This is a genomic window from Paenibacillus sp. FSL F4-0236 (assembly GCF_038000135.1).
Taxonomy (GTDB): Bacteria; Bacillota; Bacilli; order Paenibacillales; family Paenibacillaceae; genus Paenibacillus_AQ.
Map to the genome: position 1 here is coordinate 852,548 of NZ_JBBOBK010000001.1, position 24,492 is coordinate 877,039.

Sequence of the window (24,492 nt, forward strand, 5' to 3'; positions counted from 1 at the left end):
ACTATTCTTTATTTTACCAATAAAGTAAGTGATTTTCATCACTGGAACGAGGAAACAAGAGTTTGTTTTGTGATTGTCCAAATATAACTAAGGTACAGTGTTCTCACTAAGTTCCATAGAATCGAGGGAATTATGTTTGTTAGGCTGTTTATTTGCCCCTCTATTTAGGGGTTATTTGTACGTAAAATACCGAAATGTACCTATCTTGGAAATCCATATTCAATTATGATCTTTCCGAAAGAAAGCGCTATCAAAGTAATTTTGACCACATTTCATGAGGGGGTAAGGATGATTTGAAGCGAATGGGAAAAAGATTGGGTATGAGTCTGCTAGTATTCATTATTGCAGCAGCACAGTTCGGTTTTACAGGAATGAAAGGCAATGTTGCGCAAGCGGCGGAAAAGAGTATGGCTCAAAAGCCGTATATGGGCTGGAGCAGTTACAGTATGCAAGTTTATGATGGGGCAGGAAACTGGACATCGGCGGAGAGCGTTAAGAAGCAATCGGATGCGATGCATGAGAAGCTGCAAGCCCATGGATATGAATATATTAATATTGATGCGGGCTGGAATGGCGATATGGATGAATACGGGAGACCTATTCCTAGTGAAGTCCTTTATCCGAACGGATTTCAGGAGGTCATTGACTATGTTCATAATAATGGACAAAAGATTGGGATCTATCTGATCCCGGGGGTATCTATCGATGCATATAACCGAAATCTTGAGGTGTATGGGACAGGCGGCGAATGTCGTATTCAGGATATTACGGCCAAGCCGCTTACCATTATGGATTATTGGAATTCCTACACCTATAAAATTGATTTCACGAATCCCTGTGCCCAGAAGTATGTGGATTCCATTGCAGATATGCTTGGTGAGTGGGGGATCGATTTCGTCAAATTCGACAGCGTAACCCCTGGGTCGGGGATTGACAACTTGAGCCGGGATGCACGCGGCGATGTAGAAGCATGGTCCAAGGCTTTGGATAGAAATAACATCTGGTTTGAGCTATCCTGGGCGCTCGACCACAATTACGTAGAATTCTGGAAAAAATATGCTAACGGTTGGCGAATTGATTGGGATGTTGAATCTTATGACGGCAGTGGGTTGACAGCATGGCCGAGTATTTCCCGATTATTCCCCAAAGCAGCACTTTGGTGGCGGGATGCAGGCCCTGGCGGCTGGAATGACTTCGATTCTCTGAATGTTGGTAACGGCTCCATGGATGGTCTGACCAAGGATGAGCGGAAGACTGCGATGACGTTTTGGTCCATTTCTTCCGTACCGCTCTATACAGGGAATGACATGACACGGCTGGATAGTTATGGACTAGAACTGCTTACCAATGATGAGGTAATTGCCGTAAATCAGGCCGGACGTCCTGGTCATCCGGTATCGATGGATACCCAGCAGCAGGTCTGGTACGCCAATAATGGAGATGGGACTTACAGCGTTGCTTTGTTCAATCTGGGTAGTCGGGGTGCGGAGGTTAAAGTCAAATGGAGTGATCTTGGCCTTGATGGTCCGGCTTCAGTGCGCGACCTATGGAGCCATTCCGAACTGGGAACCTTTGAGAAGGAATTCAGCGGTGGCATCCTTGAACCCCATGCCTCTCGCATGCTTAAAGTAACCGCGCTAAGCGGTACATCAGCTGTCAATAACGATGATACAGGGATGCGCTACAGCGGAGATTGGAAGCGAAATGGAGGCAAGGAGCTGTTAGAGGGGAAGCAGGATCTGAGCATTACAATCAAGGATTCCAGTGCTACTGCTACGAACACTCCTCAAGAGGATGCTCTTAACTCTGGGGCTGACCCTGCTGCGGATTCAGCTTCGGCAAGCAATACCACCGTTACGGATGTGGTTTACATTAATGATAATGACAGCGGCATTAAATACAACGGCACATGGCAGGTAAGCTCATCCCGAGAACATGGAGATTATAATGGCGATGTGCATTATACCGAGAAAGACGGTGATTTTTTTGAGTACACCTTTACGGGAACGGGCATTGAGCTGCTGACGGAAAAGCATGAATCGCAAGGAGAAATGATTGTTACATTAGACGATGGGGTTGCACAGACTGTAAATGCGTATACAAGTGGACCGAGAGAGGTACAACAATCTCTTTATAGTGTATCAGGACTTTCTAACGGCTCTCACACGCTTAAGGTAAGCAAGGGATCGGGAAATTATATGCTGCTCGACGCGCTGAGAGTGACAACAGAAAGTCCGGCTGGGGGTCAGAACAGTTCTATCACTCCGACTTCCGCTGGTTTTGATAAAGCAACGGAACAACAGAAGGATGTCACAGTCACGCTTAATCTGCATGGTAATACGCTGAGTGGTATTGAGAATAATGGAGTGGCACTCCGCGAAGAAGATTATACGGTGACTAATGACAAATTGACCATTAAGAAGGAATATCTTGCACAGCAATCTGCTGGCATAACAAGTCTTAACATCATCTTTAACGCCGGTGATCCACAGACGCTAGCGGTACACATTAGCGATTCTACAGGCATCCGTTATGTGATGGTTAATAATGACGATCCGGGAATCAAATATAACGGTACTTGGTCCCGCAGTAGTGGAAGAGGAATGGGCGACTACAATGACGATGTGCAGTATGCGGAGCAAAATGGTGATTCTTTTGAATATACCTTCAGAGGAACAGGGATTCAACTGTTCACTGAGGTAGACGAATCACAAGGGGATATGGATATCTATGTAGACGATCAATTCAAGGGCACGGTAAGCGCTTATCGAAACGGGCGATTGTCACAGCAGATTCTGTACAGTATCTCTGGGCTTACAGATGGACAACACACACTCAAGGCTGTGAAAAAATCAGGCAGATTCATGCTGCTTGACATGCTCAAGGTAGAGATTCCGAATATGATTAATCCGGTCGCAGCGAGCTTTGATAAATCGCTTTCTGCTCAGCAGGACATTGAGATTACACTTCTACAACAGCCGGAAAGCTTTATAGGCATTACGAATGGATCATATCATCTGGTTCCTGGGACCGATTATACGGTAGCTGGTGACCGTGTTACACTGAACAAATCTTATCTCGCATCACAACCAGTGGGAAAGCTGAACCTCAGCTTTACTATTGGTGGCGATTATCTTAATGATGTGCATTCAACGACAGTGGAAGGCGATTCCTTTGAATATACCTTCAAGGGCACTGGAATCCGCTTGATCACACCTACGGGTCCAGATCAAGGTGAAGTAGATATTTATGTGGACGGACAATGGATTCAGACCGTGAATACTTATAGTCAGAGTCGACTGACACAACAGGAGATTTACAGTATTTCTGGATTGGCAAGCGGCTTACACACACTTAAAGCTGTGAAGAAATCAGGTAATCTCATGCTGACAGATCAATTGAAATTCACAGTCTCAACCAGTGATGGCGGAACAACGAACCCTACAGAACCTCCAACACCAACGCCGACAGCAACACCTACACCGACCGATGCAGGGGGGCCGTCTATACCAGCTCAGCCTTCATCCACACCTACCCTGACTCCGACGCCAACTCCGGCATCTGGAACTGATGGGAAGGATGATGCCGAGACGATGCGACATTCGGCGTATATCAACGGATATCCGGGAGGCTTCTTTAAACCCGATGCTCCCATTACCCGTGCTGAGATGGCAACCATCCTAGCGAAGGTTGCTGAGAAAGAGGCCACTGGATCAGGCGTAACATTCAGTGATGTTCCCTCCAGCTATTGGGGGGCAGATGCTATTGCGAAAGTAGCTAAGATGGGACTAATGAACGGTTATATTGATGGTACTTTTAAGCCTAATCAACCATTGACGCGTGCAGAAATGGCTAGTTTAACAGCCATGCTGAGCCCGAATTCTACAACATCGGGTCGCGGCTTCTCTGACATCACCGGTCACTGGGCACAGGCAGCGATAAAGAAAGCCCAAGATATAGGCATAATGAATGGCTACAGTGACGGAACTTTCCGCCCGAATTCCAAGCTTACTCGTGCGGAAGCCGTTACAGCTATCAACAGAGTTTTGGGCAGGGGCCCGCTTATGGGTGTCACACAGTCAGGGTGGAACGATGTTCCAGTCTCCCACTGGGCATTCGGTGATATTGAGGAGGCATCGACCGACCATATCTCGAAGCCTAGTACACAAGGCGGAGAACAGTGGACAGAATAAGTTGAGCGATGAATGAACGGAGGGGCCTTCTTTGGCCCCTTTTTTCTGAATGATATGAGATGAGAAAAAGAAGGGGAGATGAGCATGAATATTCTAATTACCGGAGCAAGTGGATTTATCGGAACGGCTCTAGCCAAGTATTTGGCAGATAAACATACAGTGATTTGTCTGTCACGCCAAGCTCCGGAAGGGGCTTTTGCGTATGTTCAGGGTTCTTTTGATTCGGCGGAGGATTTGAGCAGGCTGGACTCGTATGATATTCAGGCGGTGATTCATCTTGCCGCAGTTACTGGCGGCTCTACTGAGGAGGAAAGCCTTGCTGTTAATGTGCTGGGAACAAGGAGATTGTACCGATATCTGCTTGACCACGGTTGCCAAAAGTTCATCACAGCGAGCTCCATTGCCGTGGTGGGTGGACTCACTGAGGATTTTATTTCGCTTGAGCTGCCTATCCCAGATGATCATCCCTGTTTGGCAGCGGATGCCTATGGGCTAAGCAAGGCTATGGTCGAGGAGTTGACCCGGTATTTTCATCGCAATCATAAAGATACCGACTTTATCAATCTTCGCTTTGGAGCTGTAGCCTCCCCAGGTTGGATTCCTCCTGTCTTGAAGACAGGATCCAAGCCAACGCTCCCGTTCATCACACTGGGGCATGTCCATGCTGAGGATGTGGTGGAGGGAATTACTGCGGCACTGGAATCTCCACTTAAGCCGGGGGTAAGAACTCTCAATCTGGTTGGGCCGGATGCTAGCAGCAATTTGCCAGTGGCTGAGCTCCTTACCCCGTTGGTGGGGAATGATTATAATTTGGATTATTATCATTTTTCCGGTCAAGAATATAAGCCTTTGTATGCTATGGATCGTTTCAAGGAGGAATTCGGTTTTGTGCCTTCACGTTCTACCCGCCATACGATGGGTACAACTTAGAAGGGTTAACACACTGGAAAGATAAAAAAATTCGGATGGTGAATAAAAAGCAGTGATAACGGCGTATATCGGTGCTTTTTATCCAGTTCTGAAAGTTTTAGTACCTGTAAAATTGGGTTTGCACACTTGACTATTAAGTAAAATGTTTTAATCTATGGTAATGATAGCGCTATCGAAATGATATTAGGGGAGGGGTCACTACGCTTAAATATTCCAATATCTTTCGTAAATTCTTAATCTCCTATGTAGTCATTTTGGTCATTCCCAGCATTGGCGGATATATGTCCTATCTGACTTCGATTTCTGTGACAGAGTCTATCTCTATTGAGAACGGGATCACCCAGCTCCAGAAAAGTCAGGAAATATTGGAGCGCCGCATGGCGGAAGTAGAAGGGTTTACCAGGCAATTGGCAGTCAACCAAGAGCTAAACGTTCTGATGAATGAAAGAGACAATGAGACGAACGTGTATGGCATTTGGAGAACGATGCGGAATGTCCTGACTTTCGGTCAGACGAATGATTTTTTGCAAAACTATTATATTTACCTCGCCAATTATAATCTTATTCTAACCCCAGGTTCTTCTTACCGGCCGGAACATTACTACTCTAATTTCAACTATAAGGATCTTTCGCTACAGGATTGGACCAAAGAAGTGCTTGAGAAAACCCACCGCAGTGAAATCAAGCCACTCAGTGACTATGTTAGCAGGGGCATGCAAACCTCCGTTATTACCTATATGCAGTCACTCCCTCTGGATAGTTTCAACGATTCCTCACCAGCTGTCGCGGTAGTGATCATAGACGAGAAAATCATTTCTAGTCTATTATCTGGTCTAACTGAGCGATACGGAGGCTGGGTTCATATCAGCGATGCTGAAGGAAATACGATTGTTCTGCAGGGAAGTGATGAGCAGAAAATGGCCCATATGACCGCTGATTCGGATTTTGATAAAAACAAGGTTAGTCAGTTCTATGAAGACGATCTAGTGATCACGACTCGTTCTGATTCGAACGGCTGGGTATACCAGACAGGGATTCCCCGGCATATTTTGATGGAGAATGCTAACAAGATCAAGCAAATGTCCATACAAATTACGGGAGGAACATTACTCATCGGCTTGATAGTTGGACTAATATTAGCTTACCGTAACAGCGCTCCAATCAACCATATGCTTAGCGTCATGAAGGAGCAATTTGGCAAGGAAGAGGCCTCCGCCAAGAATGAATTTGACTTTTTAAGCGGAAATATTGCCAATATGATCACCAAGAACAAGTTGCTGGAAACCGAACTTAATCGTCAGCTGCCGTTGGTCAGGGATGCATTTCTGAAGCGGTTATTAGCAGGTGAATTCAAAACGCATGATGAGATTCTCACTGCCGCCGAGCAGGTGGGGATTAACTTGAAACAGAACACTGGATATGTAGGAATTGTTCAGATTAACGGCTATGCCGGTATGGACAGCGTTGAGATTCTCAATGAGCTGAATGCTTCCCGTTTGCTGCTGAAGCAGTCCCTATCGGATCTCGGAGTGGATGTACTAATGACGGATATGGGCTCCGACAAAGTGGTAACTCTGTTTTTCTCCAAGGAAGAAGAGACCGACAAAGCGTATGAGGCAGAAAATATCACTAACATTCTGGAGAATTTGGCGCAGTACGTTTTTAATGAGTACCGTATTACTACTCAGGGGGGCTTCGGTGATCTTTTCACAGAAATAACGGAGGTTAGCCTTTCCTTTGACCAAGCCAAGCAAGCTCTGGAATATGCCGTCTACATGAATAAAAAAGGAATTGTATGGAGTAGCGAAGCCCAAAATGAGAATACGACCTACTATTATCCACTGGATACAGAGCAACGTCTGATCAGTACCATTCGGGCTGGAGAGCTAGAAGAGGCTAAACGGATTGTCCGTGCGATTGTTGCCCAGAACATGGAACAGCGTGAATTATCCATGGAAATGAAGCAACAGCTTGTTGGTGAAATAAAAGGGACGTTTCTTAAGCTTCTGGATCAAAAGGCTTTTACAGAATACCCGGACATCGAGAGTGTGAAGCGGAGGGTCATAGACATTGGTTCATCGGAACGACTCGAAATGATTCAGACCGAATTTTTTGTCATTATGGAAGAACTGTGCGGACTTATTGCAAATAAAAAGAAGGATGTTCATATTCAGATTATTAAGCAGATCAAGGAATATACCGTAGAAAATTATTCGGATACAGAGCTGAGTCTGTACCGGGTAGCTGAACAGGTGGAACGGCCTGAAAAATACATTTCTCAATTGTTTAAAGAGGTTACCGGTGTCAATTTCTCTGATCATCTGATAAAAGTGAGAATGGATCAGGCTGTGATTTTGCTCAAAGATAGTCGGTATACGGTCGATGAGATTGCTATGCGGGTGGGCTATAACAGTTCACATTCTTTCAGACGGGCCTTCAAGCGGTTAATCGGCGTTTCACCGAGCGCTTATAGACAGTCTATTGATGAATAAACAGTTGTTTGGTGAAAATTAAGTATTAGACTGATTCATTAAAAGAAGCAGCGGCGGACCAAGACTTGATAAATAAAGTCTTAGACTGCCGCTGTTGTCGTTCAACTAACGTTTCCCGATAGCTTTGAGGATCGCCGACGGTCTATGGATCACCGATCTCTGATCTCCGATATACGTGTCTACTTTACTTTATTTAATAAGCTTGTCACCATTCTGCTCAATGTCCCTTGATCGACGAAAGGAGCAAGACTTGCCAGCAGATCTGGGCTAAGATGTTCAGCTTCGACTCCACCAATCAACTTCTCGAGATTCTCCCTGTCCAGAAAAGGTGTGAGGCTTATGATCTGGTCCGCATCGATAGTGCCGTCTGCAACCCGGTCTACCAAGCGGTTTAATGTTTCTCTGCTAATAAAGGGTGCCAGCCCTTGAACGGAATGCCAGCTCAAGCTGCTCTCTTCTGCTTGTTGTACCAAGCGATCTACATGTTCTCTTTCCAGAAATGGGGCAATCCCAACAAGATTGTGCACTTCTAAGGAACCGTCAATCGATTTATCTACCAGTCGACTTAATGTGTCGCTGCTGACGAACGGAGCGAGTCCAGTAATGGTATTCCACACAATTTCGCCCTCTTCTGCCTGACGAACCAGTTCATCCAATGTACCTGTTCCAAGGAACGGAGCCAGCTTCATGATCACGTCTAACTTAAGGACGCTGCTGTCTAATCGTTCTGTAACCTTATGCAGAGCGCTTGCTTTTACAAATGGCGCTACTTCTACAAGCTCCTCCACCTCCGCCTCTCCGGTATTGACCATCTCTGCAACTTGTTCCGGCCTGTTCTCTGCGATCTCCTCAACCATCGTTCCTAGGTGCGGGTGCTCCCGAATTTCTGTATTGTCTCCTGCATTTAAAATGTCGTCTACCGTTTTGCCGAATAACCTCGCAAACTTCGGAAGCGTTCCGATATCGGGTAGCGAGTCGCCCCGTTCCCATTTCGATACCGCTTGATGACTTACATTCAGTTGATCGGCAAGTTCCAATTGGGTCAAATCCTGGTCTTTGCGAAGCTTCGAAATATAAGCTCCAATTTTACGCAAGTCGAGCATTGTATACCTCCAATAAAACAAAATGTACAGTGCGCACTGTCAAAAACAGCATAGCATTTCTGCAAACGCAATCCTATCAAGCGTTGGTTGAATTGTCTCATGCGCTTTATTCAACTGCCGGTAGAATTGTCCAGATTGAAAATCTCCAGAGAGGGGCCTGATTCCGGAAAAATGGCCGTTCTACAGCTATTTTGTTCTCCCTGAATAGGGTTATTTGTACGCTGAAATGCCCAAGTGTACCTTTTCTTTGGGGATAAAAGTCAATTATGATCAACTCGTAGAAAGCGCTATCATAAACTACTGGCGGTTGCTTAGGGGGGATTGTTCTGGAGAAAGAAATGGTATTACATCACAAGTCGTTACCGAAGCGTAAGGGCTCTGTATTTTTACAAAATGCTCGTAGAAGTATGAAAAAGCACTGGCAGCTACATTTGCTCGTGATTCCACCTCTGTTATTTTTCCTCATTTTTAAGTATTATCCAATGCTGAACGCGGTTCTAGCCTTCAAGGACTACAACGTGATTAAAGGTATATGGGGAAGTCCATGGGTTGGATTTCATAATTTTCGTTTATTTTTTGATAATCCGCAGTTTTGGACGCTGCTCAAGAACACCATCATGCTTAGTGGTTACCTGCTGCTGGCGGGATTTCCAATTCCGATTATCCTTGCGCTCATGATTAATGAATTGCGCGGGGGAAGGTTCAAAAAGTTCGTCCAGCTGGTCTCTTTTGCGCCTTATTTCATCTCGACGGTTGTCATGGTGTCCATTATTATGCTATTTATGGCACCTCGTCTTGGATTTGCGAACATCGCTCTCAACTTCTTCGGTTTGGAGTCGATCAATTTCCTTGGAGAACCGGGAATGTTTCGTTCGATTTATGTCTGGTCTGATATTTGGCAGACTGCGGGCTATAGTGCCGTTATCTATTTAGCAGCGCTTGCCGGTATAGATCCTACGCTTTATGAGGCAGCCAAAGTCGATGGCGCTTCACGCTTTCAAAAAATTCGTTATATTGATCTGCCAGGTATTGTGCCTACCATCGTCATCATCCTGATTTTGAATGTTGGGAATGTCATGGCTATTGGCTTTGAGAAGGTCTATCTTCTGCAGAACCCGCTCAATCTGGCGAATTCCGAGATCATTGCCACTTATGTCTACCGGGTCGGTTTGCTGAACGCCAATTATAGCTTTGCAACTGCGGTTGGTCTATTCAACTCGGTAATCAACCTTATTTTGTTGCTTACGGTGAATGGCTTGGCTAAACGCATCACAAACAACAGCATCTGGTAGGAAAGGAGCAACCACATGGCAGCAGTTCAACAAAAAATTAAAGAATCAACTGGCGATAAGCTATTTCTGACCACTATTTATATTCTACTCAGCCTCGTGGTCATCGCGGTGATTTATCCGCTAATTTTTATCATCAGCAGCTCGATTAGCAGTCCAGCAGCCGTTACCTCCGGTCGAGTCTGGTTATGGCCTGTAGATATTTCCTTCAAAGGTTTCAAGGTTCTGCTAAATACACCCGAGATCATTACAGGCTACGGCAACTCCATTTTTTATACAGCCGCAGGGACGTTCATTAGTGTTGTGCTTACGATCATGATCGCGTACCCTTTATCACGCAGAGGTTTCTTCGGACGCAACACTTTGATGATGATCATCACCTTTACGATGATATTCAGCGGCGGGCTGATTCCGACCTATATGGTCGTGAAGGAACTCCATTTGATTGATACCCGCTGGGCACTGCTGATACCAAACGCGATTTGGGTATGGCAGGTCATTATTGCCCGGTCATTCTTTCAATCCTCCATTCCGGAGGAGCTGCTGGAAGCCAGCGAAATCGACGGTTGCAGTGATATGCGGTTTGTCTGGAGCGTTGTCATTCCGTTATCGAAGCCCATTATCGCGGTGTTAGTCCTTATGTATGCGGTAGGACAGTGGAATGCATACTTTGACGCTTTGATTTATTTGAAATCAGCGAATTTGTTCCCGCTTCAGCTTGTCTTACGAAGCATCATCATCCAGAACAACAGTGCAGGTACAATGGATGCGATGAAAATGGTGGAGCGGCAGCAGCTTGCTGAGCTACTCAAATATGCACTTATAGTTATCGCTACTCTGCCTGTACTTGTTATCTATCCGTTTGTTCAGCGTTATTTTGTCCAAGGAATGCTGGTCGGTTCAGTTAAAGGCTAATTCACAGCTTTCAGAATCTGGAGAGGGGGAGAGGCACGCAGTAAAATGACAGAAAGATATCGTACCTGTCTAAATTATAAAAGGGAGTGATCGGATTTGAAGAAAAGTATGATGACCTTGTCATTGGTGCTGGTATTAATTCTTACGGTGGTGTTAAGCGGATGTGCTAATAAAAATACAGATAACACATCCTCCGCACCTGCTGACTCAGGTAACTCGGAATCAGCAAGCAAACCGGTGGAAATCAGCGTGTTCTCGGTTCAGGAATCCGGGATCGATGTTCCTACCAATAAATTTTCGAAATTTGTGGAAGACAAATTCAATATTAAATTCAAATGGGAAATCAACCCTTCAGACGGAGCCAAGGAAAAGCGCCAAATCTCACTTGCTAGTGGCGATTACCCTGATGCTTACCTGCTCACTCACTATATCGATCAGTTCTCACAGGCAGATCTTCTGAAGTATGGCAAACAGGGCGTGCTGATTCCTCTGAACGATCTAATTGATAAATATGCTCCGAATATTAAAGCGGCTATGGAAAAGAACGATAATTTAAGAACGCTTAACACAGCGCCTGATGGTAACATCTACGGGCTTGTCGCTTACACAGAATGCTTTCACTGCTCCTATCCGAGCAAAATGTGGCTCAATACCGAGTGGCTGAAGAAGCTGAATCTGGAAATGCCGAAGACAACCGAAGAATTCAAAAAAGTGCTGGAAGCTTTCAAAACACAAGATCCGAACGGGAATGGAAAAGCAGATGAAGTGCCGCTGAGTGGCTCCATTGAGGAGTTTGGTGTACGCATTGTACCATTCCTCATGAATGCCTTTGTATACGATGATGACCGCAATTATCTGAACATGATGGATGGAAAAGTTCAATCTGCGGCTGTCACACCGGAGTGGAAGGAAGGCCTGACCTATATCAAATCTCTGTTTGACGCAGGTTTGATTGATCCAGGGGCATTCACACAGAATGCGGAAGCCTTTAAGAAAATCGGTGAAAATGCCGATGCGGAAATTCTGGGCGCTGGTGCGGGCATGCACCCTGCGATTTTCGTCAATATTGATCCGGGCAATAGAAGCTCGGCACACTACAATCCTGTACCACCGATTAGCGGACCGGAAGGTATCTCCTATGCGACTCATGATGCAGGTGGCGTATCCCCAGGAGCGAAATTTGTCATCACCAACAAAGCTAGCGAGGAAGCACAGATCGCTTTAATTAAAATGGTAGACTACATGTTTACTTCTGAAGGACAGACCAATGGTGGCAGCGGTATGAAGGGCATTGATTGGACTGATCCAGAAGAAGGCGATGTAGCGCTGGACAAAGATGTTAAACCAGTGATCAAGACCATTCCTATGGCGGAGGGCGAAGCGCCGCGCAATGCGGGCTGGAGCGGTATGGGGCACTTCTATATGCCAAAAGAGTACCGTGATACCTTCGTTCAAGCTACTGACATCTACGCTTCCAGCGGTTATGAACGCAGATTGTATGATGCGACTCTGCTGTATGAAGGACATGAGCCTAAAGAATTATTCCCGATCTGGTCGATTTGGATTGATCCAAGTGAAATCGATGAAGCGAGTTTACTGCAAACCAACATCAAGAATTACATTGAGCAAAATCAGCTTCAATTCATCACGGGCAACAAGGATCTTAATAAAGATTGGGATGCATATATAAAAGGTCTGAAAGACTTGAAGCTAGATCGTTATCTCGAAATCTTGCAAAAGGCTTACGAAACTTCTAAAAAATAAAATATTGAAATCAGAATCAGGTGCTGTAAGATATACCCCAGCACCTGATTTCTTGATTTCAAGGAAAAATATACATTTTTATTTACGGAGGATTAGTCATGACAGAAGAGAAACATTGCAATCATCAATTTGTAGTTCCAAGACGGGGACTACCGAATACAAGCGTAAGACTTGCGGGAAAGGAGCCGGTGACTGTCGCCTTTTTGGGTGGTTCCATTACAGAGGGGGCAGGTGCTTCCGACGCGGACACATTTAGCTGGAGAGCGCTGACTGGTAAGTATCTGCAGGTGCGATTTGCGAATCATGAATTCCGCTTCATCAATGCAGGAGTGGGTGGAACGAATTCCACGCTGGGCGCTCACCGATTACAGTCGCATGTTCTGCAATACGGCAAGATTGATCTACTATTCGTTGAATTTAGCGTCAATGACGGCAACGACCGGGAAGAATCCATTAGAGGTCTGGAAGGAATTGTGCGCCAGTGCAGACGGTTGTCGCCCGGCACTGACATTTGCTTCTTGTATACGGCAGCAGAGAAGAATCTGTCAGGGAGCAATCCCTTTAACATTGCCGTCCACGAAGAAGTAGCTGAGCATTACGATCTTCCATCTGTTAATTTTGCAGCTAGAGTTTATGCACAGACCCAGGCCGGACAAATGGAATGGACTGAGCTGGCTCCGGATGGATATCATCCCAATGATGACGGACATGCGCTGTATGCTTCTTTTTTACAGGAATATTTGGATGCAGCTCTTGTTCCTGACAACACACATTCAAATACCGGAAGCGCGTTAAGTATTGCTCCTCTGGAGGAGCGAAATTATGAATACGGTAATTTACTGGATTTCAGAGGCGCTGATCATGCAGATGGGTTCGAGCTACGCGAGCTTACCTCTGATGATCCACTGATGAACTGGCGATTTGGAACGGAGCATTTATATACAGACAGCAAAGAGGCATCTTTTTCTTACGCAGTAACCGGACAGAGTGTGGGTCTGCTGCTGCTCTACGGCCCGGACAGTGGGATATTCGAATATTCGCTCAATGGAGGTCCCTTTCATGCGTTTAACTTATTCGATGAATGGTGTCCGCTTGCGTTTCGGCCTATTATTGCTATGTTCGGAATCGAGGAACAACGTCAGGAATTGCAAGTAACCGTGCGAATTACAGGGGAAAAGGATGAACAGAGTAAAGGCACTAGTCTGCGCATTTTGCAGCTAATGTACAATTGATTATTCTAACCTAGAGGATTATACTGCCTCTTATTAAGCGTTTACAATTCTAGGAAAGTGGGTGTTGATCATTTCTTCTACAGAACACAGCGTCGATTCTTCTCCTATCGTAATCTGCCTGACTGATTTTGGTGTTCTGCCGGATTCCGGCTTGGATGCTCAGCCAGCCATGACAAGAGCTATTGAGGCAGCCGCCGAAATAACTGGGCCGGTCCTGCTGGATTGTCCAAAAGGCTGCTATCATTTCTATCCGGAAGAGGCCATCCGAGCACCCTACTACATTTCCAACACTACCAGTGAAGAAGAGAATCCGGATGTCACCAAGACTATAGGAATTCTCTTAAAGGGGCTGCACAATTTAACATTTGAGGGCAATGGCTCTCTATTTATCTTCCATGGCAAGCAGACTATGTTCTTGCTGGATGGCTGCAAAAATATAGAGATTCGTAATTTACATACCGACTATGCTCGGCCGACTGTGACAGAGATGACGATTACTGAAAGCGGTACTCATTATTTCGATGTCCAGGTTCACTCCGATTCACGGTATGAGATCAGGGATGGCAAGCTGGTCTGGATCGGTGAGGGCTGGAGCTTCTCGGAAGGACCAATGCAGACCTATGATCCACTTAGCAATACGACTTGGCGGGTGGACAACTGGTCGGGGCTGGCTGATTCGGTTGAAGAGCTGGAGCCGATGAAGCTCCGCTTGCATTTTGATCATGGGCCTGAGGTTGTCCCCGGGCAGGTTCTGCAAAGCCGTGATGGTATTCGCGATCAGGTAGGTGTCTTCATTGTGGAGAGCGCTAACATCACCTTCAGCGATGTGGGTCTGCATTTTTTACACGGACTTGGTGTTGTAGGGCAGTTCAGCGACACTCTCACCTTTCAACGCATGGATATTTCGCCGCGCCTGGAGACAGGCCGAACGGTTACTGGCTTTGCGGATTTCATCCACATGTCCAGCTGCCGAGGTAAAATAACTATTGTGGACAGCCGTTTTGCCGGTTCTCATGATGACGTCGTCAATGTCCATGGTACCTATCTACGGATCGTGGAGAAGCTGTCTACGAATAGGGTGAAGGTTCGGTTCATGCATCCGCAGACTTACGGTTTTATGGCCTTCCATCCAGGAGACGAAATTGAATTTGTTCGTTCTGGCTCTCTGACCACCTATGCTGCTAATGAAGTGATAGAGGTTACGCGTCTCAACCCACGCGAGCTAATATTGACTTTAGCACAGTCTATTCCTGAAGGAATTGGCAGCCATGATGTGATCGAGAATGTAACCTGGACACCTGAGGTTGAAGTCGTAAATAATCACCTCGCGCGGGTACCGACCCGCGGTATCCTTGTGACAACCCGGCGTAAAGTAGGGATTAAGGGGAATGTTTTTGATCGGATGCAAATGAGTGCGATTCTGGTTGCCCTGGATGCGGAGTCTTGGTATGAGTCTGGCAAGGTGGAGGAGGTAACCATCGCTGAGAATCATTTTATTGAATGCGGGGGCATCGAGCATCCGGTTATTTTCATTTCGCCAGAGAACACAGAGGTTGATGAGAGCACTCCTGTTCATGAGGGTATAGTTATTAAGAACAACAGGTTCGAGACTGGTGAAACGTTAGTCCTTAGTGCCAAGAGCACCCGCGGACTGGTCTTCAGTGCTAACGAAATTGTCATGGGTGGGGAAAGTACGAACTGTCTTTCCAGTGTTGCGGATGCGATACGTTTAACCGCCTGTAGCGAGGTCGATATTCAGGATAATTAATTCAATGAGCTAGGGCAGGTTGTGTTAGATCGCGATATGGATCGGTAGATCGATGTATAGAAAACGCTTTATCTGATCTTTATAATGAGGGCAGACTTGGGGGAATACATTATTTAATTCATGACAGATCGTGAGGGAGAGAACCAATGAAACTTCAATATGACAAGCCAGCAAATGTATGGACCGAAGGGCTTCCGATTGGGAATGGCCGTCTGGGTGGTATGATCTTCGGCGGTGTGGAGCAGGAGAAAGTCAGTCTAAACGAGGATACATTATGGTCGGGATTCCCGAAGGATGGGAATAATCCAGGTGCTAAGGAAGCTTTGCCAAAGGTTCGAAAGCTGATTCAGGAGGGCCGGTATACAGAAGCGGACACCCTGACTAGAGAGATGCTAGGTCCGTACACCCAATCGTATCTGCCTTTTGGAGATTTACTACTTCGTTTTGAGCATGGTGGTGTTTATCAATCCTATCGGCGGACATTAGATATTGAACATGCGGTTCACCGCGTTGAATACAAGATTGGTAATGTTACTTATACCCGTGAGATGTTCGCTTCACATCCTGATCAGTTGCTCGTGCTGCGTCTGACTGCAAGTGCACCGGGAGCGCTGAATGTACATGCTACACTAGATAGTTCGCTTCGGCATAGCCTTCACGCTCAGGGTGATAACTTTGTACTCTCGGGAACTGCACCGGAGCATGTTGATCCAAGCTATTTTTGGAGTGACAATCCGATCCAATACGGAGAACCTGGCAAGAGCAAGGGCATGGCCTTTGAAGGACAACTCTCCGTAGTAGCAGAGGATGGGGAAGTTACCGTTGACGGTAGTGGAATTCATCTGTTGGGAGGAACGGCTGCAACCTTCTATTTCAGCGCGGCTACAGGCTTTAATGGCTTTGACAAAATCCCGGGAGCTGAGGGGAAAGATGCTTCTGCTATTGCAGCTTCTTACTTGGCAGATGTGAATGGAAAGTCTTACGACAGCTTGCTTCAAGCGCATGTCGAGGATTACCGATCACTTTTTGACAGAGTGAAGCTCCAATTAGGTAAGACACAAGCCCCGGAGTCGATGTCCACGGAGCAACGGATTACGACATACGCGGCACAAGACCCTGGTCTTGTCGAGTTGCTGTTTCATTATGGGCGCTATTTGATGATCGCAAGCTCGCGCCCCGGAACACAGGCTACTAATCTGCAGGGAATATGGAATGCGGTTACCCGTCCGCCGTGGAGTAGCAATTATACACTGAACATCAATACAGAGATGAATTATTGGCCAGCTGAAATTTGTAATCTGGCGGAATGTCATGAGCCGTTGTTGGATATGATCGGAAATTTGGCGAAGATGGGTGCGGAGACTGCTCAAGTCAACTATGGTGCCCGAGGCTGGGTGGCTCATCATAATACGGATCTTTGGGCACAGACAGCACCGGTCGGGGATTATGGTGACGGAGATCCAAGCTGGGCTTACTGGACGATGAGTGGCGTTTGGCTGACACAACATCTCTGGGAGCATTATGCTTTTGGCGGGGACGAGGAATATTTACGGACTTCCGCTTATCCTGTGATGAAGGAGGCGGCTCTGTTTGCACTGGATTGGCTTATTGACGATGGTAACGGAAGGCTTATGACCTCCCCATCCACTTCACCAGAGCATAAATTCCAGACAGCGGAGGGCTTGGCTGCAGTCAGCGCAGGTGCTACTATGGATATTTCGCTCATCTGGGAGCTGTTTACGAATTGTATCGAGGCTTCGGAAACGCTTGGAACGGATGAGGATTTGCGTGCAGAATTGGTAAGTGCTCGTGAACGTTTATTGCCACTGCAGGTTGGTAAGTACGGACAGTTGCAGGAATGGTCCTTAGACTTTGAGGATGAAGATATGTATCACAGACATACCTCGCATTTGGTCGGTATCTATCCGGGCCGGCAGTTGTCAGAAGAAGAGACCCCTGAGCTGTTCGCTGCCGCCAAAACTTCGCTTGAACGGCGTGGGGACGAGAGCACGGGCTGGAGTCTGGGCTGGAGAGTTGCGCTCTGGAGCCGCTTCCGGGACGGCAACCGCTCACTACGACTGCTCTCAAACATGCTGCGGCTGGTGAAGGATGGGGAGTCCGAACAGTATAGTCACGGCGGTGTTTATGCCAATCTGCTTGGCGCACATCCACCGTTCCAAATTGATGGTAACTTCGCCGCTTCTGCCGGAATTGCTGAGATGCTACTGCAATCTCACCTGGAGTATCTCGATCTGCTGCCTGCACTGCCAGATGAATGGCAGGAGGGAAGCGTGGCGGGGCTACGTGCCCGCGGTGGTTTTGAAGTTAGCATTCAGTGGGATAGAGGCCATCTCGTGGAAGCACAGATTACCTCCCTTCTAGGCAATGAATGTGTGATCCGCACAGATGCTTCGCTTATGGTGAGTAATGGCGGCAACGAGATGGAATTTGACCGCTCCGTAGATGGAACGGTGAGCTTTCCAACGACCGCAGGTCAGACCTACAAGCTTATAGTTGGTAAGCAATAATAGTTAGTTTCATACGAATATGGACAGCAGCAGGGACATGAATTACAGGTCCTGCTGCTGTTTTTTTTGTACGAATATAATACTGATCAACAATTAGGGAAAAACTCCCTGAAATTCGGAGATTTTTGCTCGTAAGACTAACAATCAGGGAATTTGTCCCTGAAATTCATCCGATCTGGTGGTGAATTTGGAATTCACTCTGTTTTTTAGGGAGGTTTTCCCTCATTACATTGAAATATAGTGTTTTCTGGCTTTTTTTAGGGAGGTTTTCCCTAATCTATCTCTTCTAGCTGCCCGAAGGTGAAAACGGAGTGTGGATACGAAATTGTTGAGCATGAGCAGTATTTTATGTACAGCCTCTTCTTCTTGTCATCGACATGAATACTAGGGGGATTTAGGTTTGTGCTAGATGTGTTAGATCGCGGTATGGATCGGAAGATCGTTGTATAGAAAACGCTTTATCTGATCTTTATAATGAGGGCATACTTGGGGGACACAGGTACAGAGCCTGCCGCCTTCAAGGTCCAAAACGCAGTAACAAGGAGGCAAATCATGCTAACTGATAGTGCTACAACGGTAAAAGTGAATACGGACACAGCATCTCTTATCCGTGTAACCAATGATGAGGTGAATCTAGAGATTGATCTCGGGACGGGTGAAGCATCCGTTGCCCGCGGAAACACTTCTCATGTAAAAGGGATTCGCAGTGCATTCCGCTGGCAGGGCAGGGAATATAACACTGAACATTATCAGAGCCACACACTGAAGTCTCAGGAAGTGGTAGTTCGTGAGGGCTTTGGAAAAGGTGTTCACGTAGTCATTTTGCACGAAACGTCCCTGCTGCCACAGCTGGAGCAGCATTTCTATATTTATGAATCTTCATCATTTGTATTGATGCAAATCGTAATCGCAAGCGATGAAGAGATCAAGGCAAACCGGATGGCTGTCCTTCAGACCAAATCGGTGTCACTTGGCGGGGAGTCAGGGCAACCCGAAGAACCAAGCATTCTGCGTGTGCCGTACGACAACGACAAGTGGGTCAGATATACAGTAGTGAAGCCGCCGATGGATACGGAAAGCTATGAAGTAACTGCATTGTTCGCGCCGGAAAGCCGGCAGGGAATTATTATGGGTTCCATTACGCACAAGGTGTGGAAGACAGGGATTCGTATCAAAAGCGAACGGAGCGGAGGGATCGAGGAGCTGGATCTTTACGGCGGCGCTGTAAGTGAAATGACCCGCGATTTCCAGCCACATGGTTATGTGAAAGGAACAAGAGTAGAGTCACCGCTCGTTTTCGTAGGGTTCTATGATGATTATAGAAAAGGGCTTGAAGCGTACGGTCAGGCTAATACCTGGATAGAGGCTCCTTTGTCATGGGATGGCGGCGTTCCTATCGGCTGGAATAGCTGGTCTGCGGCAATGGCTGAGCTTGATTATGATCTGTATACATCCACCAGTAATTTTCTGAAAAATGAAGTGCAGCCGCTAGGATTCCAGAATGAGGACACACTGTACATCAACTTTGATGCTTTCTGGGACAATTTCACACCAGAAGAAATGAAGAATGCACTGGACCTGGTTCGGGAGAATGGTCATAGACCGGGAACTTACTGGACGCCTTTTGCCTTCTGGGGAAGTCCGGCTCAGTTTGGAGATCTCGTGGAAGGTACAAACGGCAAATACACTTATGGTGATATCTTGCTGCGAGACAGCGAAGGAGAAATTTTGCCGGATGTTGATGGAGGGCTGGCCATTGACCCGACACATCCAGGCAACCTGCAAAGAATAGATTGGTATACGAATAAATTCATCTCGGAAGGCTTCGAGTATGTCAAGCTAGACTTCTTGGCACATGGTGCACTGGAAGGGCAACATTACAATCCGGAAATTACGACGGGAATTGCGGCATATCACTATGGGATGACTTACTTGCAGAACAAGCTCTCACCAGAGGTGATCGGTCGGCCGTTCTTTATCAATCTATCCATCGCGCCATTGTTCCCTTATGCATTTGCGCATAGCCGCCGGGTTTCCTGTGATGTCTTCGGCACGCTACACGATACGGAATATTTGCTGAACTCGTTGACACATGGGTGGTGGATGAGTCATACCTTGTACCATTACAATGACCCGGATCATTCCGTGCTCTACAAGAGCCACAACCAAGATGCCACTGGCTGGCATGAAGGACGGAGCCGACTGACTGCTTCGGTCATCGCTGGAACGGTACTTCTGCTAGGCGATGATTTCCGAAAAGAAGAAGCTGCCGCACGGGCCAAAGCGTGGCTGGGCAATAAAGAGATTATGGATGTCGCCCGCCTAGGGAAGACTTTCCACCCTGTCGAAGGGGATCTTGGCAAGCAAGCTTCCGATACTTTCGTACTTGAAGATGCAGAAGATGATGTATTCTATCTTGCTGTCTTCAACTATGATGCTGTGAATTCTGCTCATAAATCTATCTCCTTGGAGCGTGCAGGGTTGAAGGGTCAAACAGCTTACCAACTGCTTGATCTATGGGAAGGCACACAAGGGGAAACAGCGGGAGAGCTTGTAGTTACGCTCGAACCGGCAGAGTCCAAAATCTTCAAATTAACGGCAAAAGCCAACTGATTATACACATTGAAAAAAGAATACGCGTAACCGCTTCTCGCGGATAGCGCGTATTCTTTTTTGTTGGAGTCTTACATTCGTATTCGGCTTTGCGGATTAAGGCGGTATTGTGTTGGATTAATGCCGTAGCAGGTACTGAAATGTCTGGAGAAAGGATGGATGGAAGGATAACCCAGCTTCTCAGCGATCGCAGTCACACTAAGCTCACTCTCCAGAAGCAGTCCTGCCGCCCGCCTCATGACTAAATTATGATGGTAGACGCGTGGCGTCATTCCGGTCTCCCGTAGAAACAGCTCATGGAAATATGTCCGCTTGAGCCCGCAGAACTGTGCCCAATCTTCGATAGACTTACCACGCTCGGGGTGGGTGTTCAAATATTCCAGCAGGCGGACAATACGATAATCACTTGGCTGATGCTGATGGAGGGCATTATACCAGCTCAAGATCCAGCCGTACAGATAGCTATTGGCCATCTCATTACGATAGAACAGCACGTTATTGTAAGACTTGGCAATCATCACAAGACTATCGTATAGCAGAGGATATTTAGCTAGTGGAAATACACAAGGCAACTCGTTCAGCTCGGCGCAGGGTGCTTCGGTGGCTTTTTTTTCAAATTGTAAGACTTCAGGGGCATGGATAAATAAAAGGTTATTAGATACTGGAGAGCGGTTGTCCCATAAATCAAAATAGATGTTGTAGGACGACAGTGGATGAGAAGGCATGATATGAAAAGCATGGGGCTGACCGGGACGGAGAAAGACAAGTGTCCTCCGTTCAATCGGATAACGTATTCCGTCGATTTCCATCTCACCGGGGCCATCAGTAAACAAGTGGAACGCGTATGCATTACCGACTCTCAGATGCTCATTGCTGCTGCCGTCGTACACATAAGGCATGATTGCGCCGACATACGGAGTCATTTCAGATAGTTTATTCATGCGGCCCCTCTTTTCTTATCTTACCGTACAAATCGTCAAATAATCGAACAGGTCAACAAAGACAGTGATTCATCCAAATGATACGATAAATACAATGAATCCGCAACATATTGGATAGGTTTATGAAAGTATGATTCATCTTGAAAGAGATGGAATTATGAATAGTTTTACACTATATAGCGGATTAATTAACAACATTTTTTAGAGGGTTGTCGCGCTTGCACAGATTCTACTATGGACAGGAGAAAATAAAATGAGCGATTTTAGATTATGGTATTCTACCCCTGCAACGGATTGGTCACAAGGATTGCCACTGGGCAACGGAAGAATAGGTGCGGTAGTGATAGCTGCTCCGTATCGTGAGGTATGGAACATGACCGAGGTTACCTACTGGTCGGGTCAAGCTGAGTCAGAGCCTGCTCCTTTCGGAGGCAAAGCTGCGCTGGAAGAGATGCGGAAGTATTTCTTTGCTGGCGATTATAACGAAGGTGACCGTCTAGCCAAACAACATCTGCAGCCGAAGAAACGAAATTTCGGTACGAACCTTGGTTTATGCGAGGTTGTCATTGACTTTGCAGAACAGGACACGGATTCCGGGTCAGCAGCGGCTATCGAGCGAGAGCTGGATTTGACCTGTGCGGTGGCCCAGACAGTGGTTCAAAGTAGTGGAACAACGCTGCATCGTGAGATTTTTGCCTCCCATGCTGATGATCTGGTAGTCTCAAGAATTTGGAGCGATGAACCGGGAGGTGTATCCTTTACGATCGGTCTGGAGGGTGGTTCAGAGTCGTTTACGACTCAAGTCGTGAATGACGACACTATTGAATTCAGAGGACAAGCCACAGAGAATGTGCATAGTGACGGCACTTGCGGGGTATGGGCAAAGGGACAAATTAAGGTAAGCATTTCCGGTGGTACGATGTACAGAGGGGACGGTCAATTGAGAATTGCCGGAGCCAATGAGGCGCGAATTTATTTTGCCGTCAGCACCGATTACAACCGTAGTAACTCGGAGTGGGAAATGGAGAGCAGCAGCACATTACAGCAGGCTTTGATTAAAGGATATGCGCAGTTAAAAGAAGATCATATCGAAGATTATGAGCAAGAATATGGTAAGGTGGATATCCAATTAGGTACCACTGGGAAGGTGAATCTGCCGACTGACAGGCGTATTCGATTACTGGCACAGGGCCAGGAGGAGGATTCGCAGTTGTTCGCGTTGTTCCTGCAGTACGGACGTTACCTGACTATTGCTGGAGCTCGGGCAGACTCCCCGTTACCGCTGAATTTACAGGGAATATGGAATGATGGTGAGGCTTGCCGTATGGGGTGGAGCTGTGACTATCATTTGGACATCAATACGCAAATGAATTACTTTCCGACGGAAGTCGTAAATCTTGGGGACAGTCATTTACCATTAATGCGCTATATTGAGGGTTTGTCTCATGCTGGAAAGTCAAGCGCTCGCGATTTCTATGGCAGCAAAGGCTGGGTAGCACATGTATTCTCGAATGTCTGGGGATTCACGGCTCCGGGCTGGGAGACATCTTGGGGGCTAAACGTTACAGGTGGACTATGGATTGCGACGCATCTGATGGAGCATTATGAATACAGTCAAGACCGTGTGTTTCTGGAGCAACAGGCATATCCAGTGCTAAAAGAAGCCGCAGCATTCTTCCTAGATTATATGACCATTCATCCAAAATACGGCTGGCTGGTGACCGGACCTTCTAATTCGCCGGAGAATCATTTCTATCCTACGGATAGCAGCGAGGGCGCACAGCAGCTGTCTATGGGTACCACTATGGATCAGATGCTGGTGAAAGACCTTTTTGAGTTCTGTTTGAAGTCTGCGAAACTACTGAATACGGATGAGGAACTACAGGAGCAGCTGGAGCAAGCGATATCCAAGCTGCCACCATTTCAGATCGGCAAGAGAGGACAGCTGCAAGAATGGCTCGAGGACTACGAGGAAGCGCAGCCGGAGCATCGGCATTTGGCCCATTTGTTCGCGGTATATCCAAGTAATCAGATCACACCAGGTAAGACACCTGAACTTAGCGCTGCGGTGAGAGTAACACTTGAGAATCGGATGGTTCAGGAAGAACTGGAGGATGTGGAATTTACCGCCGCATTGTTCGGTCTCGGCTTTGCCAGATTGTATGATGGGGAAAAGGCCTTTAATCATATTTCTCATTTGATTGGTGGACTCAGTTTCGATAATTTATTTAGTTTTTCCAAATCGGGCATTGGAGGAGCGGAGTGCAATATTTTTGTGATCGATGGGAATTTCGGGGGTACGGCTGTTATTGCCGAGATGCTGCTGCAAAGCCATGAGGGTGAGATTCATCTGCTGCCTGCACTTCCAAAAGCATGGGGTACAGGATCGGTATCTGGACTGCGGGCCAAAGGAAATGCTGAGGTTGATGTAGCTTGGGACAATGGTCAATTGGTGGAAGCTACGATACGTACCTACTCACCAGGAACCGTGACACTTCGGTTGGGAGATAGAAGAGCTACTGTTCAAGGAGAAATAGGAGGAAGCTACTATTTTAACAGTCAGTTAGAGTTGGTATAATGATTCAGCGGGGGTGATATGAACCCCCGCTTTAATTATGCTGGGTTATTAGCGCATGATTAAAGGGCTATCCGGTCTGTTATGGACCGGATAGCCCTTTTGCCGATGTCTGCAAATTAACGATTTATGCCTGAAAATAACTTTCA

The 24,492-nt window shown here is 46.7% G+C and carries 13 protein-coding genes; 11 read left to right on the forward strand and 2 right to left on the reverse strand.

Annotation, left to right across the window (positions count from 1 at the left end; translation table 11 throughout):
• Positions 1-302: 302 nt before the first annotated feature.
• The 3 genes from NSQ29_RS03950 to NSQ29_RS03960 all read left to right on the forward strand — a co-directional run bounded on the left by NSQ29_RS03950 (position 303) and on the right by NSQ29_RS03960 (position 7,615).
• Positions 303-4,193 (forward strand): X2-like carbohydrate binding domain-containing protein, encoded by a 3,891-nt coding sequence (locus NSQ29_RS03950; protein ID WP_341126726.1) that lies wholly within the window; start codon positions 303-305, stop codon positions 4,191-4,193.
• Between the two features lie 84 nt (positions 4,194-4,277).
• Positions 4,278-5,123 carry an NAD-dependent epimerase/dehydratase family protein gene (locus tag NSQ29_RS03955; protein WP_341059835.1) on the forward strand — a complete coding sequence of 282 codons (846 nt, stop codon included), beginning with the start codon at positions 4,278-4,280 and terminating at the stop codon, positions 5,121-5,123.
• Positions 5,124-5,404: 281 nt separating this feature from the next.
• The gene (locus tag NSQ29_RS03960) at positions 5,405-7,615 is read left to right on the forward strand and encodes a helix-turn-helix domain-containing protein (RefSeq protein ID WP_341059837.1); all 2,211 of its coding nucleotides are present in this window, start codon (positions 5,405-5,407) and stop codon (positions 7,613-7,615) included.
• A gap of 179 nt (positions 7,616-7,794) precedes the next feature.
• Here NSQ29_RS03960 and NSQ29_RS03965 read toward each other — a convergent pair whose 3' ends face one another.
• Positions 7,795-8,718 carry a helix-turn-helix transcriptional regulator gene (locus tag NSQ29_RS03965; RefSeq protein ID WP_340972057.1) on the reverse strand — a complete coding sequence of 308 codons (924 nt, stop codon included), beginning with the start codon at positions 8,716-8,718 and terminating at the stop codon, positions 7,795-7,797.
• Between the two features lie 407 nt (positions 8,719-9,125).
• Here NSQ29_RS03965 and NSQ29_RS03970 point away from each other — a divergent pair, with 407 nt between their 5' ends.
• The 7 genes from NSQ29_RS03970 (at position 9,126) to NSQ29_RS04000 (ending at position 20,827) form a co-directional block, all read left to right on the forward strand.
• The gene (locus NSQ29_RS03970; RefSeq protein WP_143759569.1) at positions 9,126-10,010 is read left to right on the forward strand and encodes an ABC transporter permease; all 885 of its coding nucleotides are present in this window, start codon (positions 9,126-9,128) and stop codon (positions 10,008-10,010) included.
• Between the two features lie 15 nt (positions 10,011-10,025).
• Complete coding sequence (locus tag NSQ29_RS03975) at positions 10,026-10,922, forward strand: carbohydrate ABC transporter permease (RefSeq protein ID WP_042190759.1); 897 nt, start codon at positions 10,026-10,028, stop codon at positions 10,920-10,922.
• Between the two features lie 108 nt (positions 10,923-11,030).
• Positions 11,031-12,686 carry an extracellular solute-binding protein gene (locus NSQ29_RS03980; protein WP_042194338.1) on the forward strand — a complete coding sequence of 552 codons (1,656 nt, stop codon included), beginning with the start codon at positions 11,031-11,033 and terminating at the stop codon, positions 12,684-12,686.
• 98 nt (positions 12,687-12,784) lie between these two features.
• Complete coding sequence (locus NSQ29_RS03985) at positions 12,785-13,918, forward strand: SGNH/GDSL hydrolase family protein (RefSeq protein ID WP_341124408.1); 1,134 nt, start codon at positions 12,785-12,787, stop codon at positions 13,916-13,918.
• Between the two features lie 64 nt (positions 13,919-13,982).
• A complete protein-coding gene (locus NSQ29_RS03990) occupies positions 13,983-15,686 on the forward strand; it encodes an alpha-1,3-galactosidase-related protein (RefSeq protein ID WP_341124409.1) in 1,704 nt (567 codons plus the stop codon).
• Positions 15,687-15,832: 146 nt separating this feature from the next.
• Complete coding sequence (locus NSQ29_RS03995) at positions 15,833-18,214, forward strand: glycoside hydrolase family 95 protein (protein WP_341124410.1); 2,382 nt, start codon at positions 15,833-15,835, stop codon at positions 18,212-18,214.
• Between the two features lie 552 nt (positions 18,215-18,766).
• Positions 18,767-20,827: an alpha-galactosidase gene (locus NSQ29_RS04000; RefSeq protein ID WP_341124412.1), complete on the forward strand. Its 2,061-nt coding sequence runs from the start codon at positions 18,767-18,769 to the stop codon at positions 20,825-20,827.
• A gap of 71 nt (positions 20,828-20,898) precedes the next feature.
• Here NSQ29_RS04000 and NSQ29_RS04005 read toward each other — a convergent pair whose 3' ends face one another.
• Positions 20,899-21,768 (reverse strand): helix-turn-helix domain-containing protein, encoded by an 870-nt coding sequence (locus NSQ29_RS04005; RefSeq protein WP_341124413.1) that lies wholly within the window; start codon positions 21,766-21,768, stop codon positions 20,899-20,901.
• A gap of 253 nt (positions 21,769-22,021) precedes the next feature.
• Here NSQ29_RS04005 and NSQ29_RS04010 point away from each other — a divergent pair, with 253 nt between their 5' ends.
• A complete protein-coding gene (locus tag NSQ29_RS04010) occupies positions 22,022-24,346 on the forward strand; it encodes a glycoside hydrolase family 95 protein (RefSeq protein WP_341124414.1) in 2,325 nt (774 codons plus the stop codon).
• Positions 24,347-24,492 lie beyond the last annotated feature (146 nt).